At 43.1% G+C, this 13,824-nt stretch carries 11 protein-coding genes; 10 read left to right on the forward strand and 1 reads right to left on the reverse strand.

Annotated features, from left to right (window positions below):
• The coding region (locus tag ACTJLE_RS05670; RefSeq protein ID WP_481267814.1) for a hypothetical protein at nt 1–197 on the forward strand (197 nt) is incomplete at its 5' end.
• 682 nt (nt 198–879) lie between these two features.
• On the opposite strand, the gene ACTJLE_RS05675 is transcribed toward ACTJLE_RS05670, so the two are convergent.
• Entirely contained in the window at nt 880–1,077 is a 198-nt protein-coding gene (locus ACTJLE_RS05675; protein ID WP_481267839.1) for a hypothetical protein, read from the reverse strand.
• Here ACTJLE_RS05675 and ACTJLE_RS05680 point away from each other — a divergent pair.
• The 9 genes from ACTJLE_RS05680 (at nt 1,051) to ACTJLE_RS05720 (ending at nt 13,809) form a co-directional block, all read left to right on the forward strand.
• Nucleotides 1,051–1,956, forward strand: a complete 906-nt coding sequence (locus tag ACTJLE_RS05680) for a cation diffusion facilitator family transporter (RefSeq protein WP_481267836.1) — start codon at nt 1,051–1,053, stop codon at nt 1,954–1,956. The two genes, ACTJLE_RS05675 and ACTJLE_RS05680, sit on opposite strands and share 27 nt — an antisense overlap.
• Nucleotides 1,957–2,058: 102 nt before the next feature.
• A complete protein-coding gene (locus ACTJLE_RS05685; protein WP_481267815.1) occupies nt 2,059–2,979 on the forward strand; it encodes a TrmH family RNA methyltransferase in 921 nt (306 codons plus the stop codon).
• A 66-nt stretch (nt 2,980–3,045) separates the two neighbouring features.
• Nucleotides 3,046–4,113 (forward strand): phenylalanine--tRNA ligase subunit alpha, encoded by a 1,068-nt coding sequence (gene pheS / locus ACTJLE_RS05690; RefSeq protein ID WP_481267816.1) that lies wholly within the window; start codon nt 3,046–3,048, stop codon nt 4,111–4,113.
• Nucleotides 4,114–4,117: 4 nt separating this feature from the next.
• Nucleotides 4,118–6,742, forward strand: coding sequence for a phenylalanine--tRNA ligase subunit beta (pheT, locus tag ACTJLE_RS05695; RefSeq protein WP_481267817.1), 2,625 nt, complete (start codon nt 4,118–4,120; stop codon nt 6,740–6,742).
• A gap of 179 nt (nt 6,743–6,921) precedes the next feature.
• Nucleotides 6,922–7,467, forward strand: a complete 546-nt coding sequence (locus ACTJLE_RS05700) for an arginine repressor (protein WP_481267818.1) — start codon at nt 6,922–6,924, stop codon at nt 7,465–7,467.
• 284 nt (nt 7,468–7,751) lie between these two features.
• The gene (locus ACTJLE_RS05705; RefSeq protein ID WP_481267819.1) at nt 7,752–8,963 is read left to right on the forward strand and encodes an argininosuccinate synthase; all 1,212 of its coding nucleotides are present in this window, start codon (nt 7,752–7,754) and stop codon (nt 8,961–8,963) included.
• Nucleotides 8,964–9,032: 69 nt separating this feature from the next.
• Entirely contained in the window at nt 9,033–10,520 is a 1,488-nt protein-coding gene (argH, locus tag ACTJLE_RS05710; protein WP_481267820.1) for an argininosuccinate lyase, read from the forward strand.
• A 166-nt stretch (nt 10,521–10,686) separates the two neighbouring features.
• On the forward strand, nt 10,687–12,006 hold the full coding sequence (gene tyrS, locus ACTJLE_RS05715) for a tyrosine--tRNA ligase (protein ID WP_119486674.1): 1,320 nt from the start codon (nt 10,687–10,689) through the stop codon (nt 12,004–12,006).
• 153 nt (nt 12,007–12,159) lie between these two features.
• Nucleotides 12,160–13,809, forward strand: coding sequence for a tetratricopeptide repeat protein (locus ACTJLE_RS05720; protein WP_481267821.1), 1,650 nt, complete (start codon nt 12,160–12,162; stop codon nt 13,807–13,809).
• Nucleotides 13,810–13,824: the final 15 nt, after the last annotated feature.

Consider the following 13,824-nt stretch of genomic DNA (forward strand, 5'->3'; position numbering starts at 1 on the left):
CAAACTACGAAGACAGCATGGTTGGTAGGTTTCCCGCATACGCGGGGGGATCCTCTCATCCAAAAATTCAAAAAGGTTCACGTAAAAAATATCTAGCATACTTAACAAAGCATGTGACAATATTGTCGCATACTGATACAATGAATTTATTGCCTATCTCTTCGGAGGATATGGAAGTTGGAGCCGGAATTGCCTGAGTATCTTGGGCGCCGGCTCCTGCGATATCTAGAGTCATGTGCCAAATGCAAAACACTGTTAAAAACTCAGTCGGCCAACTGAGAAAATAACACTCACAACTCAAACACTGTTAATATCTCAGCTAACGAACTGAGCTAGTAACGGTGTTACTACGTAAGACCTGTTTGCGTTGAAATCGCAGCATATTTTAAATCCTTAAGCAAACTCGGACTCTGAAAAAATCTTGAAATGCACTATGCAATTTCAATATTTCATCATGCTATCTACGTGGGGATAACTTGTCCCTACGTAACTACTTGCGCGCGTGTTTGATTGTGACCCCGACGCGGGGGCAACGTACCGTAACCTTGTTGTAAGTTCGTTGAATGACACGAGTTCAAGCCCCTGAGGCTCAACTGAATAGTCATAACAGTGGTTTTTTGTGGGGGGAGGGATGACCAGCTTCTGCTTACCGGTTTCCGTTTGTCAGCTTCCGCTTACACGCTTATGTTGACAGCGTGTGATTACATAGTTATAGATGTGAAATATTTAGCAATTTGAACCCCGGCTTCGGCTGGGGTTCATTGCGTATAAGAGAAAATGCGAATGATATTGAGAAATAATATCGTTCCAATATTTGAGGAGGCTTAGTAAGTGCATAATCATAACGGTGTAACTTCAACTAACGGCATTGATGAAAACTCAATAAGCACTGCTGACAGAACCAACGTAAGCGCCGGCACCAAAACCGCCGGTACCAGCACCAGCACCACCGCCAGCACCAGCACCAAAACCACCAGCACCACCGCCGGCACCAGTGCAAACGTAACCACCGCCACCACCAACGCCAACGCAGCTTCCCAAGCCGCTGCAATCCACGCAAGTCACACCCATCAGCATCGCTTACTTCTTACTCTTTCCCTTACCTCAATTGTATTTTTTGCCGAAGTAATCGGCTCTTTCCTCACTAATTCTCTTTCGCTTCTTATTGACGCGGGCCATATGCTTACGGATATTTCCGTTCTTGCAGCTTCAACTGTTACTGCAATTCTTATGCGTCGTCGTCCAAGCAGCAAGCGCACGTGGGGTTGGGCTCGTCTTGAGGTTATTACTGCTGCTGCCGGCGCTCTTATTTTGCTAATTGTTGGCGTATATGCTCTTGTTGAAGCTGGAATGCGTCTTTTTGGCAATGGTCACCAAGGCATTCATGATGTAAATCAACTGCTTTTCTTCGGTATCCTAGGCCTTGCTGCAAACCTTGCTTCTCTTATAATTCTTATGTCTCAATCTCAAGACAACATGAATATGCGAGCCGCATTCCTTGAGGTTATGAATGACGCTTTAGGCTCTGTGGCGGTTGTAATTTCTGCAATCGTTATGATGAGTACTGGTTGGGCAGGTTTCGATGCTTTAGCTGGTGCGATTATTGCTATTCTTATGATTCCGCGCGCTCTGAAGTTGCTTAAGAATGCTGTTAAGGTTCTTCTTGAACAAACTCCAGAAGGACTTGATTTAGATAAAGTTCGTGAGCATTTAGAGCATGTGCCGCATGTTCTTGCTGTTCATGATTTGCACGCAAGCACTGTTTCTACTGGCATGCCAATTTTTATGGCTCACGTAGTTGTGGAGCCGAATATGACCATGGCTCAATGCGCTCAAGTTCTTTCGCAGCTTCAGGATTGCTTACGTGAACATTTTCCTGTTTCTGTGTCTCATACTACTTTCCAGTTGGAGCCTGAAGGCTATACCACTTCTAGTTCTTCTGAGCATCACGAGTAATATTTGAAGCCTGGTTATTATTTTTTAAAGCCTGCTTATTATTTTTTGAAGCTCGGTTATTATTTAACTGTGTTGCATTCGTTTTTGAAGTAAAGTGGAAGTATGCCTTTAAAAGAATTAATTGATAATCCGCACAGTGAGCGTGTGCGTAGGCTTGTGGCGTTAGGCAGAGGCAACTCGCATGATTCTAAGCGTTTTTTGGTTGAAGGTCCACAAAGCGTGCGTGAAGCTGTTCGATACGCTTCGGATTCAATAAGTGATATTTACGTTAATAAAGAAGCTTGCGCAACTAGCGAGGAAGAAAATAACCAGTCTTCTACTTTGCAAGCAATTATTAAGGAAGCGCTATCGAAAGACTTATACGTGCATCCTGTTGAATCTAGTATTATGCAAAAAATAAGTTCTGATTCGCAAGGAATTGTTGCGGTTAGTGACGCGCAATCTTTGGATGAGTTTTATGCAAGTGAGTTTAAAAATTTGCAAAAGTCTATGAGTACAGAAGGCTCTGTGCGCGCAGGCAATGCAAATAATCCTCTTTTAATTGCAGCATGTTGGCAAGTAAGAGATCCTGGTAATGCTGGTGCGATTATTAGAGTTGCGGACGTAGCAGGATGCGCTGCTGTAGTTTTTATTGACGATTGCGTAAGTCGTTGGAATTCAAAGCTTGTGCGATCTACTGCAGGCTCGCTATTTCATCTTCCGGTAGTTCAAATGAGTGTAAAAGACTGGTTTGATTACGCTAAAAAATCAAATACTCGCGTTATTGCAGCAGATATTTACGGAACTGATCAGAACAAGCCTGTACCATTCCCACAAATTCTTGCAAATAATGAGCTTACTAAATCTTCTTTAGCTATATTATTTGGTAATGAAGCTAGAGGATTAACGCAAGATATATTGCAAAAAGTTGATGATATTTCAATAATCCCAATCTATGGAAAAGCTGAATCGATGAATCTCGCAACAAGCGCTGCAGTAATGCTAATGGGCTTGGCTATGTCGAGTCATGAGCGAAAAATATAGCTTTGGGCAGTATTAAAAAGTGTATAAACACATGTATATACGCATAACACAGATAGGAAGGGTGCTGTGACCGATAATAAGCCATTCGACATTAAAGCTGTAACTCAAGCAGTCAAAGAAGGCATTGCTCGTGCTGCCGCAGCTCAAACTATGGACGAGTTAAAGGCGGTGAAGTCTCAATACGCTGGTGCTCAGTCAGTGATGACTGTTGCTAGCAAAGCAATTGGTTCATTGCCTGCAGATCAAAAGAAGGAAGTTGGCAAAGTAATGTCAACTTTGCGAGCTGATTTTGGCCGTGCATTTGCTCAAGCTTCAGAGCGTGTTAAAGCTGCTGAAGAAGCGCGCATGCTTTCTGCTGAAACAGTAGATATGACGCTTCCTGTTAACCGCAAGCCTTTGGGTGCTCGTCATCCAATTGCTCGCATTATTGAGGATTTTGAAGACTTCTTCGTTTCTATGGGTTGGCAAATTTCCGCAGGCCCTGAAGTTGAAACTGAGTGGTTTGACTTTGATGCTTTGAACTTTGGCCCAGATCATCCTGCTCGTCAAATGCAAGATACTTTCTACGTGCAAGGAAATAAGTCTAAGGATGCTGCAGGTTTTGTGGGCTCCAACATGGTTCTTCGCACGCAAACTTCTTCCGATCAGGTTCGTGCTTTGCTTGAGCGTGGAGTTCCTCTGTATATTGCTTCTCCAGGACGTGTGTTCCGCACGGATGAGCTTGATGCAACGCATACTCCTGTATTCCATCAATGCGAAGCTTTGGCTGTAGATAAGCATTTGACAATGGCTGATTTAAAGGGTGTTCTTGATCGTTTAGCTGTTGCAATGTTTGGTCCTGACGCTAAAAGCCGTCTTCGTCCAAGCTACTTCCCATTTACTGAGCCGAGTGCTGAGCTTGACTTGTGGTTCCCAGATAAAAAGGGTGGCCCAGGTTGGATTGAATGGGGCGGTTGCGGCATGGTTAACCCGAACGTTTTGAAGTCTGCAGGATTAGATCCGCAAGTTTATACAGGCTTTGCGTTTGGTGTTGGCTTGGAGCGCACCTTGCTGCTTCGTCACGATATTAACGATATGCATGATTTGGTTGAAGGCGATAAGCGCTTCGCAGAACAGTTTGTAATGGGGGAGTAACATCATGCCAATGGTAGATATTGACTGGCTCAAAGATCACGTTGACGTGCCAGAAAATTTGACTTACGAGCAGCTTGCTAAAGATTTAGTGCGCGTAGGTTTGGAAGAAGAAGAAATTCACACTTCTCAAGTTACAGGTCCAATCGTAGTTGGCTACGTTGTGGACGCAACTGCCGAGCCTCAAAAGAATGGCAAAACAATTAATTGGTGCCATGTTGACGTTGGTGAAAAATATAACGATGTTGACGAAAAGGGCAATAAAGTTCCTCGTGGAATTATTTGTGGCGCTCCAAATATGGCTGCCGGTGAAAAGGTTGTTGTAACTCTTCCAGGCGCTGTTCTTCCTGGCGATTTTAAGATTGAGCCTCGTAAGACGTATGGCCACATTTCTAATGGCATGTGCGCTTCTGAGCGTGAGCTTGGATTAGGTGATAGTCATAACGGCATTATTTTATTGCGTGAGTATGGCTTTACTAAAGCTGAATATGATGCGCTTAAGCCTGGTGACGATGCAATGGAATTGTTGCATCTTAACAAGCCTGTTTTGGAGATTAATATTACTCCAGATCGCGGTTACGCTTTCTCGTATCGTGGGGTCGCGCGCGAATATCATCATTCAACTGGAGCTACTTACACTGATCCTGCTATAGCTTTGAATGAGCAAGCTTCTAAAGTTATGGATAGCGAAGGCCATAAGTCTTCCGATATTGAGGTGAGTATTGAAGATACTAACCCAATTCACGGAGTTCCTGGTTGCGACCGTTACTATGTTCGTGCTGTTCATGATTTTAATGCTTCTTCTCAAAGTCCTCGTTGGATGCAGCGCCGTTTAACTCGTGCTGGAATGCGTGGTATTTCTCTTGCTGTTGACGTTACTAATTATGTAATGCTCGACTTGGGTCAGCCTTTGCACGCTTACGATTTGGATAAAATCGAAGGACCTATTGTTGTTCGTCGCGCACGTTCCGGTGAGCATTTAACTACTTTAGATGGTAAAGATCGCGAATTGCATGTTGAAGATTTAGTGATTTGTGATTCTCCACGCGGCAACCATGGTTCGCGCGTGCTCGGCTTGGCTGGCGTTATGGGCGGCATGTACGGTGAAGTTACGAACGAAACCAAGAACGTTCTTATTGAAGCAGCTCATTTTGATCCTGTTTCTATTGCTCGTACTGCTCGCCGTCATAAGATTCCTTCTGAGGCTTCTCGTCGTTTCGAGCGTGGTGTTGATACTGAGCTTCAGCCTGCAGCTGCACAAATGGCTTCGAATCTTTTGGAGAAGTTCGCAAATGCTAAACCATCTTCATCTCCATTAGATCTTAATAACACTCAGCCTCGCAATGTGATTGTGTTTAAAGCTGATGAAGTTAATCGTGTTGCTGGTCTTGATGTTGATTTGAACAAAATTAGCGACATCCTTACAGATATTGGTTGCTCTGTTGCTGGCGGCGGCAACGGTTCATTCTCTGTGCTTCCTCCAACTTGGCGCCCTGACTTGAATGAGCCTTGCGATTTGGTAGAAGAAATCGCTCGTCTTGTTGGTTACGATGAGATTCCTGTTAAGGTTCCTGCGGTTCCTGTTACTGGAAGGACTGGTTTAACAGCAGAGCAGGCAACTCGCAGAGCTATTGCTTACGAGTTGGCTGAAACTGGCTTAGTTGAATCTTTGAGCTACCCGTTTGTTGGCGAAGAAGATATTAAGGCATTCCGTCAGGATGTTGACGAAATTTCTAAAGTAAGCGTTCGCATTGCTAATCCTTTGGCTGGAGATCGCCCTTGGCTTCGTCGCTCTGTTTTGATTACTTTGGCTGGTACTGTTCGCCGCAATCTTCGTCGTGGACTTGAAAACATTTCTATGTACGAGCTTGGCCACGTATACTTCAACGATCCGGATGCTCCTGCAATTCCAGCATTGCCTGGTTCTGTGCGACCATCTAATGCGGAGCTTGCTGCGTTGGATGCTGGTTTGCCGGATCAGCCTTTGCATGTTGCAGCTCTTCTTACAGGCCATGCTGAAGAAACTGGCTGGCTTGGAACTCATAGAGATGTTGACTGGAGTGACGCTGTTGAAGCTCTTGAACGAGTAGGAAAGCGTATTGGTGTTCGCTTCGTTCTTGAACAATTTAAGGCTGCAGATGCTCCAGTTTCGTGGCATCCAGGCCGTAGCGCTAAGGTTTGCGTTATTGCAGAAGATTCCTCTAGCGTGAATATTGGTACTGTTGGTGAATTGCATCCTCACGTTTGTGAAGCTTTGGATTTGCCGAAGCATTCTGCTGCATTCGAGCTTGATTTAACAGCATTGTTCAGCAATATGTTAATGAAGCCGGTTCAAGCTAAGCCAATTTCTACTTTCCCTCCAGTAAAGCAAGATTTTGCTTTCACTGCGCCAATCTCATTGCAAGCAAAAACTTTGCAAGATGCTATTGAAAAGTCTGCAGGGGATTTGCTTGAGTCTGTTGAATTATTCGACGTTTATGAGGGTGAACAGCTTGGTGAAGGCTTGCGTTCTCTTGCATATTCTGTAACTTTCCGTGCAACAGATAGAACTTTGTCTGGTGAAGAAATGGAAGAAGTGCGCGAGGCAATTACTAAGGCTGCTGCAAAATTGCACGCTACTTTGCGCGTATAAATTTGCATAAAATAATACTAAATAATGCGATTGTGTAACTTTTTCTAGTTGCGCAATCGCATTGTTCTGTTGTTGTGACAAATTTTTTGCAATAAATTTCACATTTCCTAGATATTTATGTGCATAGTCGTATATATTTGACTGTAAATGTTTTTTAGGAAAGGTTTTTTAGAGAAACTATGATAAATCCGAAAAAGGATTATGAAACAAGCAAAGATGACGAAGTTATTTCAAGTCAGCAACGTCCTTCTACAAAAGCTGCTCGTTTAAACGCTATTGAGCAGGCTTTATTGGCAGAAGTTATTACTTCACAATCGCAGCTTGCTAAAGTACTTGCTAGACATGGTTTTAAGGTTACTCAAGCTACATTAAGCCGTGATTTAGATGAGATGAATGCTGTTAAAATTCGTTTAACAGATGGCAGAATTGCTTACGTATTAGGTGATGGTACTGGGAATCGTCACGCTATGGATACTGTTCGAATTGATCAGCAAGTTGCTCGTACATTATCTGGTCTTGTTACAGAAGTTGGTCACGCAAATAATATTGTTGTTATTCATACGCCTTCTGGAGCTGCACAGTACGTTGCTAGCGTTATTGACCGTCAACCTTTGAAGGGTATTTTAGGATCGGTTGCTGGAGACGACACGGTTATTATGGTTTGCTCTTCTAATGAAGAGGCTGAAGATCGAGCAAACTGGATGCTAACTGTTGCATCTCGCTAAATCTTGACTATAAATTACGAATAATTATTATTTTATGCGCGCATAGGCTGTAAATGCTATATGCGCGCTTTTTTATTACTGTATGCGCGCTTTTTTATTACTATACGCTTACTATACGAGCAGTTTTATTGCATAAGTATTCTTTAAATAATTTTGTATAATTTTAATAAATTATACTAAAAAAAATTATATTTCAACATTTTGCGACACGTATATTGATTTTATCTAATCTGTATAATATGCTCTATATTGTTTAATTATACAAAGCGGCCTAGGAGGTCATAATGAATACTAACAAGCGCATCGTTCTGGCATACTCAGGTGGCTTGGATACTTCTGTAGCTATTCCTTACTTGAAAGAGCAAACAGGAAAAGATGTTGTTGCTGTTTCGCTTAACGTCGGTCAAGGTGGTGAAGCGCTTGATGCAATTAAAAAGCGCGCTTTGGCTTGTGGTGCAGTTGAGTCATACGTTGTTGACGCTCGCGAAGAATTCGCGGACGAATATTGCATGCTTGCTTTAAAAGCAAACGCATTGTATGAGGACGTGTATCCGTTGGTATCCGCTTTGTCTAGGCCGCTTATAACTAAGCATTTAGTGCATGCTGCTCACGAATTTGACGCGGATACTATTGCCCACGGTTGCACTGGTAAAGGCAACGATCAAGTTCGTTTCGAAGTTGCAATCCAATCTTTGGATCCAGATTTAAAAGCTATTAGTCCAATTCGTGATTTGTCTCTTACTCGTGACGTTGAAATTGCTTTTGCGAACGATCACAATCTTCCAATTACGCAAAGTAAAAAGAGCCCTTACTCTATTGACCAAAATGTGTGGGGTCGCGCAATTGAAACAGGTTTCTTGGAAGACCCATGGAATGCTCCAACTGAAGAATGCTATTCTTACACTCAAAATCCTATGGAATCTCAAGAGCCAGATGAAGTAACAATCACATTCGAAAAGGGCGTTCCTGTTGCAATCGACGGACATGACGTAACGCCTTTGCAAGCAATTGAAGAAATGAATGCAAGAGCAGGTGCTCAAGGAATTGGTCGAATTGACATTATTGAAGATCGTTTAGTTGGAATTAAATCTCGCGAATTGTACGAAGTTCCAGGTGCGCAAGCCTTAATTACTGCGCATCAAGAGCTTGAAAACTGCTGCTTGGAGCGTGAACAGCACAGGCTAAAGCGCGCTCTTGATAAAAAGTGGGCTGAATTTGTGTACGACGGTCAATGGTTCTCTCCAGTCGTGCGTTCGTTGAATGCGTTTATTAACGAAACTCAAAATCATGTTTCTGGAGATATTCGTATGACTATGTACGCAGGAAAGGCTGTTGTTACTGGTCGCCGCTCTAAAGAATCTTTGTATGACTTTAACTTGGCAACTTACGATTCTTCCGATACTTTTGATCAGCGCGCATCCAACGGCTTCATTGAAATCTACGGATTGTCAAGCAAGGTTGCTGCAGCTCGTGACATGCGTGTTGCAAATAACTAGTAAAAGCTAATCAAAAGTTAACTTAAAATCTACGCACCTAAACAAGATGCACCTAAACAAGAGGTAAGAATGACTACGAACGATACAACAAACAATGCTAACCATCCAATCGCATTGTGGGGTGGACGTTTTAGCTCAGGCCCTTCTAAAGCGCTTGCAGCTTTAAGTAAGTCAACACAGTTTGATTGGCGATTGGCAGACGATGATATTGCAGGCTCTAGAGCTCATGCTCATGCGCTGTATCGTGCTGGTCTTCTTAGCGAAAAAGAGTATGCTGATTTATCTTTAGCTTTGGACGAATTGCAAAAACGCGTAGATGATGGAACTTTCGCGCCTATTGAGGAAGATGAAGATGAAGCTACGGCTTTAGAGCGTGGATTGCTTGAAATTGCAGGAAACGAGCTTGGTGGAAAGCTTCGTGCAGGTCGTTCTAGAAACGATCAGATTGCAGCATTAATACGCATGTTTTTGCGCAGGTATGCTCGAATTATTGCAGGTTTGCTGCTTTCAGTTTGCGATGCTTTAATTAAGCAGTCAAAAAATGCAAAAGATGCAGTAATGCCAGGGCGTACGCATATGCAACACGCTCAGCCAATTCTTCTTGCTCACCAGCTAATGGCGCACGTTTGGCCGCTTCTTAGAGATATTCAAAGGCTTATTGATTGGGATTTACGAGCGAATGAAAGCCCGTATGGAGCAGGCGCTTTAGCAGGTAACACTCTTGGACTTAATCCGGAAGAAGTTGCAAAAGAGCTTGGTTTTGCGAATGTTTGCGCAAATTCTATTGACGCTACTGCAAGCCGAGATATTGTTGCAGAATTTTCTTTTATTGCTGCAATGATTGGCGTTGATATTTCTCGCTTAAGTGAGGAAATTATTATTTGGAATACTCAAGAATTTGCGTTTGTGCGATTGGATGACGCTTATTCAACCGGCTCTTCAATCATGCCTCAAAAAAAGAACCCAGATATTGCTGAACTTGCTCGCGGAAAAGCAGGACGTTTAATAGGGGATTTAACTGGCTTAATGGCAACTCTTAAAGGTCTTCCAACTGCTTACGCGCGCGATTTGCAGGAAGATAAAGAAGCTGTTTTCGATCAAATCGATACTTTAGAAGTCTTGCTACCGGCATTTTGCGGGATGATTGAAACAATGAAATTCGACTTGGATCGTCTTAAGGAACAATCTTCTACGGGCTTCGCTTTAGCTACAGATATTGCAGAATGGCTTGTAAAACATGGTGTTCCATTCCGTAATGCTCATACTTTGTCGGGATTGTGCGTAAAGAAAGCTGAGGAGATTGGTGGAGATTTAGCTGATTTAACAGACGATGATTTTGCGGCGATTTTGCAAGGTTTTGTTGATGAATCGCATATTTGTGATCTCCGCAAAGTGCTTTCAAGTGAAGGTTCTGTTGCATCTCGTTGCGGACGTGGAGGAACAGCGTTTGTGCGAGTAAAAGAGCAAATTTTAGAAGCTGAAACTAAAGTAAATAATTATTATAACTTTGCGAATTCTATAAGTGACGGTATTGCGTATCGTTCTTTTGCAAAGTAATTAAGCAAAATTAAATTAGTTGCACGAAAATAGTGCCGAATATGATTTTCTTCAATATTCGGCACTTTTTGTTAAGCGTGTCGCCATGTACTGCAAAAATTGAATGGCTTGTGGACGCGCACAGCGCCCGATATTTTCGGTAATTTTCTAAATCAAGGAGATACTAATGGCTCAGGTCAGGAATTACAAGGAAGCCGGATTTGCTTCTTTGTTTGAAGAGCTAAAGTGGCGTGGATTGATTTCGCAATCTACTGACGAAAAGCAGCTTGCTCAAGCACTTGACGGAGAACCATTAACTTATTATTGCGGCTACGATCCTACTGCCGCCTCTTTGCATATTGGAAATCTTGTTCAGCTTATTAACATGCGTCATTTGCAAGCTGCAGGTCATCACCCAATTGCTTTGGTTGGCGGCGCTACAGGTTTAATTGGCGATCCTCGTCAAAGCGGCGAGCGAACTTTAAATTCTAAAGATATTGTTGCAGCATGGGCTGAGCGTTTGCGCAGGCAGATTGGTAGAATTTTGCCGCTTGAAGGCGAAAACCCTGTGCGTTTTGTTAGCAACTACGACTGGGTTTCCAAGATGTCTGCTATTGATTTCTTGCGCGATGTTGGCAAAAACTTCCGCGTAGGAACGATGATTGCTAAGGATATTGTGGCTCGTCGTTTGAATTCTGACGAAGGTATTTCTTTTGCAGAATTTAGTTACCAGGTTTTGCAAGGTAATGACTTTTTGTATTTATTCGATAATTACAATGTTACTTTGCAGCTTGGTGGTTCGGATCAGTGGGGCAATCTTACTTCCGGAATGGATTTGATTCGCAAAGTGCGCGGCGTTTCAGTAAACGTGTTTACTAGCCCTATTATTACGGATAATCAGGGTCGTAAGTTTGGTAAGTCTGAAGGCAACGCAATGTGGCTTGATCCAGCAATGTTAAGCCCTTACCGCTTCTACCAGTTCTGGTTTAATCAGCCAGATGATGAAGTTGTTAAGCTGCTTAAAGTTTTCACATTCTTGCCAAAGAGTGAAATTGAGCGTTTGGCTCAGCAGATTCAAGATGATCCTGGTTCTAGGGAAGCTCAGCGAGTGCTTGCTTGGGAAGTTACAAGTTTTGTGCATGGCGAAGATTTAACTAACCAGGCTATTGAGGCTTCTTCTGCACTATTCGGTCGTGGAGATATTAAAAATATTGATGAGCAGACTCTTGAAGCTGCGTTGTCTGGCGTTAAAGTAAAGGCGGAAGATGGCAGCTTAGAATTTGCAAAGTCTAGCAATGGAGATCGTATTGTAGAAGCTGCAGTTGCTGCAGGCTTGTTCCACACTATTTCCGAAGCTCGTCGCGCTATTGAAGCTGGCGGCTTGTATTTGAACAATGAGCGTGTTGAAGGTGTTGACGATGTGCTTGACGATAATTCGTTCTTGCATGGTCGTTTTGCTTTGCTTCGCCGCGGTAAGAAAGCTATTGGTGCTGTTGAGCGCGCATAATACGCGTTTATTATGATTATTTGAAAATGCGTCTGTTATAAGCTGGCTGCTTGATGTATGCTATAGCTTGCTTATAACAGACGTTTAATGATGTTACGATAATAAAAATGCGATTTTGCAATTAAATCGCATACGGATGAGAGGTATGCCAGAATGGGCGAACAGCGCGAACACTCGCGGAGTGGTAAAAAGTCTTTTGGTGAGCGTGGCGGATTTGGCCATCGCAATGGTGGAAAAAGTGGCGAACGTCGTGGTGGATTCCATAAAGATGGATTCCATAAAGGTGGCTTTAAGAAGGGCGGCTTTAATCGCCGTCGTGACGATGAGCGCGGTGAAGGATTCCACTCTGGCGTAAATCATGATGGCGAGCGCCGTTTTGATCGCAACCGTCATTTTGACCGTAAAGATAATCACTTCGATAATCGTCGTTCAAGAGATTTTGAACGTTCTGGTGAAGAAGGCGGCAATCCACGCTACAGGAAGTTTGATAATGAGCGTCGCTTTGATCGTCGTGACGATCGCCGTGACGATCGCCGTGACGATAGAAGAGACTATAGAAGAGACGATAGGCGTGACAATCGTCATGATCGTAATGGCGATTTCCATAAGGACTTCCATAAGGGTTCTAATGGCGGTTTCCGTGGTGACCGTAGGGACGATCGTAGGGACGACCGTAGGAATAATCGCTATGAAGAGCGTCGAGATAATGAGCGTCGCTTTGATCGTCGTGACGATCGCCGTGATGATAGAAGAGACAATCGTAGAGACGACCGCAGAGACAATCGCAGATCAAATTCAAACAGCAACTTCCGTTTTGAAAACGGTCCACGCAGAAACTCAGACGGAACTGTTTCGTATCCATCGCAGAATCCTTATACTGCTCGCCGCCCTAATGAGCCTAAGATGCCAAAAGGCTTGGAATGGGCAATGCTTTCCAAGGAAGATCGTGAACGTTTACGCGGCCTTTCAAAGGAGCATGCTGAAAATATTGGTCTTCATATTCTTGCAGCATACACTTTGGAAGAGGAGAATCCTGAGCTTGCTTTAGAGCATGCAAAGTGGGCTGCTAAGCAGGCTTCTCGCATTGATTTTGCTCGCGAAACTTTAGCTTTTGTATCTTATCGTCAAGGCGATTACAAGCTTGCTTCGAAAGAATTCCGTACTGCTATGCGAATGAATGGGTATCTTGATTATTTGCCATTTATTGCTGACTGCGAACGCGGTATGGGTAATCTTGACAAGGCTCTAGAAATTTGCATGTCTGATGAAGCGAAATCCTTAAGAGGAGAAGTAAAAGCCGAAATGTTCCTCGTTTATGCAGGCGTTTTGGCAGATACTGGTCATGCAGATAAAGCTATTGATTTGGTCCACGCAATGGGTCGTTCAAAGGGCTTGCCGGGAGAGTATCGTATGCGAGCTGTTCAAGCTGAGCAGTACTTCTTGGAAGAAGCAGGACGAAACGATGAAGCAATTGAATTAGAGTCTTTGCTTGACAATCTTGAGCAGCAATATGCAGACAAAGATGATGAAGATATTAATCCAGATGACATTGTTATTGACTACGATTTAGAGCATTTGAACGATGACATGATGGATGAAATCGGCATGAGTGAAGATGATGCTCAATTTGCTCCAGAAGAAGATGATTCTGAAGATTATTCTGAAGATTATTCTGAAGACGATTCTGAAGATGATTCCGAAGATTCTAGCGAAAATGAAGAAAATGAAGAAGATGAAGAAGAATTTTCTAGCGAAGAAAATAATTCTGAAGATTCTAGTGAAGAAGTTAAATCTGAGGATTAAAACAATTTAAGGCTA

The organism is Gardnerella sp. CCPDSM, from assembly GCF_056754715.1.

Coding starts and splice junctions, on each gene's coding strand:
- tyrS (WP_119486674.1), top strand. CDS start 10,687: ATGGCTCAGGTCAGGAATTACAAGGAAGCCGGATTTGCTTCTTTGTTT.
- ACTJLE_RS05700 (WP_481267818.1), top strand. CDS start 6,922: ATGATAAATCCGAAAAAGGATTATGAAACAAGCAAAGATGACGAAGTT.
- ACTJLE_RS05675 (WP_481267839.1), bottom strand. CDS start 1,077: ATGCTGATGGGTGTGACTTGCGTGGATTGCAGCGGCTTGGGAAGCTGC.
- ACTJLE_RS05705 (WP_481267819.1), top strand. CDS start 7,752: ATGAATACTAACAAGCGCATCGTTCTGGCATACTCAGGTGGCTTGGAT.
- pheT (WP_481267817.1), top strand. CDS start 4,118: ATGCCAATGGTAGATATTGACTGGCTCAAAGATCACGTTGACGTGCCA.
- ACTJLE_RS05720 (WP_481267821.1), top strand. CDS start 12,160: ATGGGCGAACAGCGCGAACACTCGCGGAGTGGTAAAAAGTCTTTTGGT.
- ACTJLE_RS05685 (WP_481267815.1), top strand. CDS start 2,059: ATGCCTTTAAAAGAATTAATTGATAATCCGCACAGTGAGCGTGTGCGT.
- argH (WP_481267820.1), top strand. CDS start 9,033: ATGACTACGAACGATACAACAAACAATGCTAACCATCCAATCGCATTG.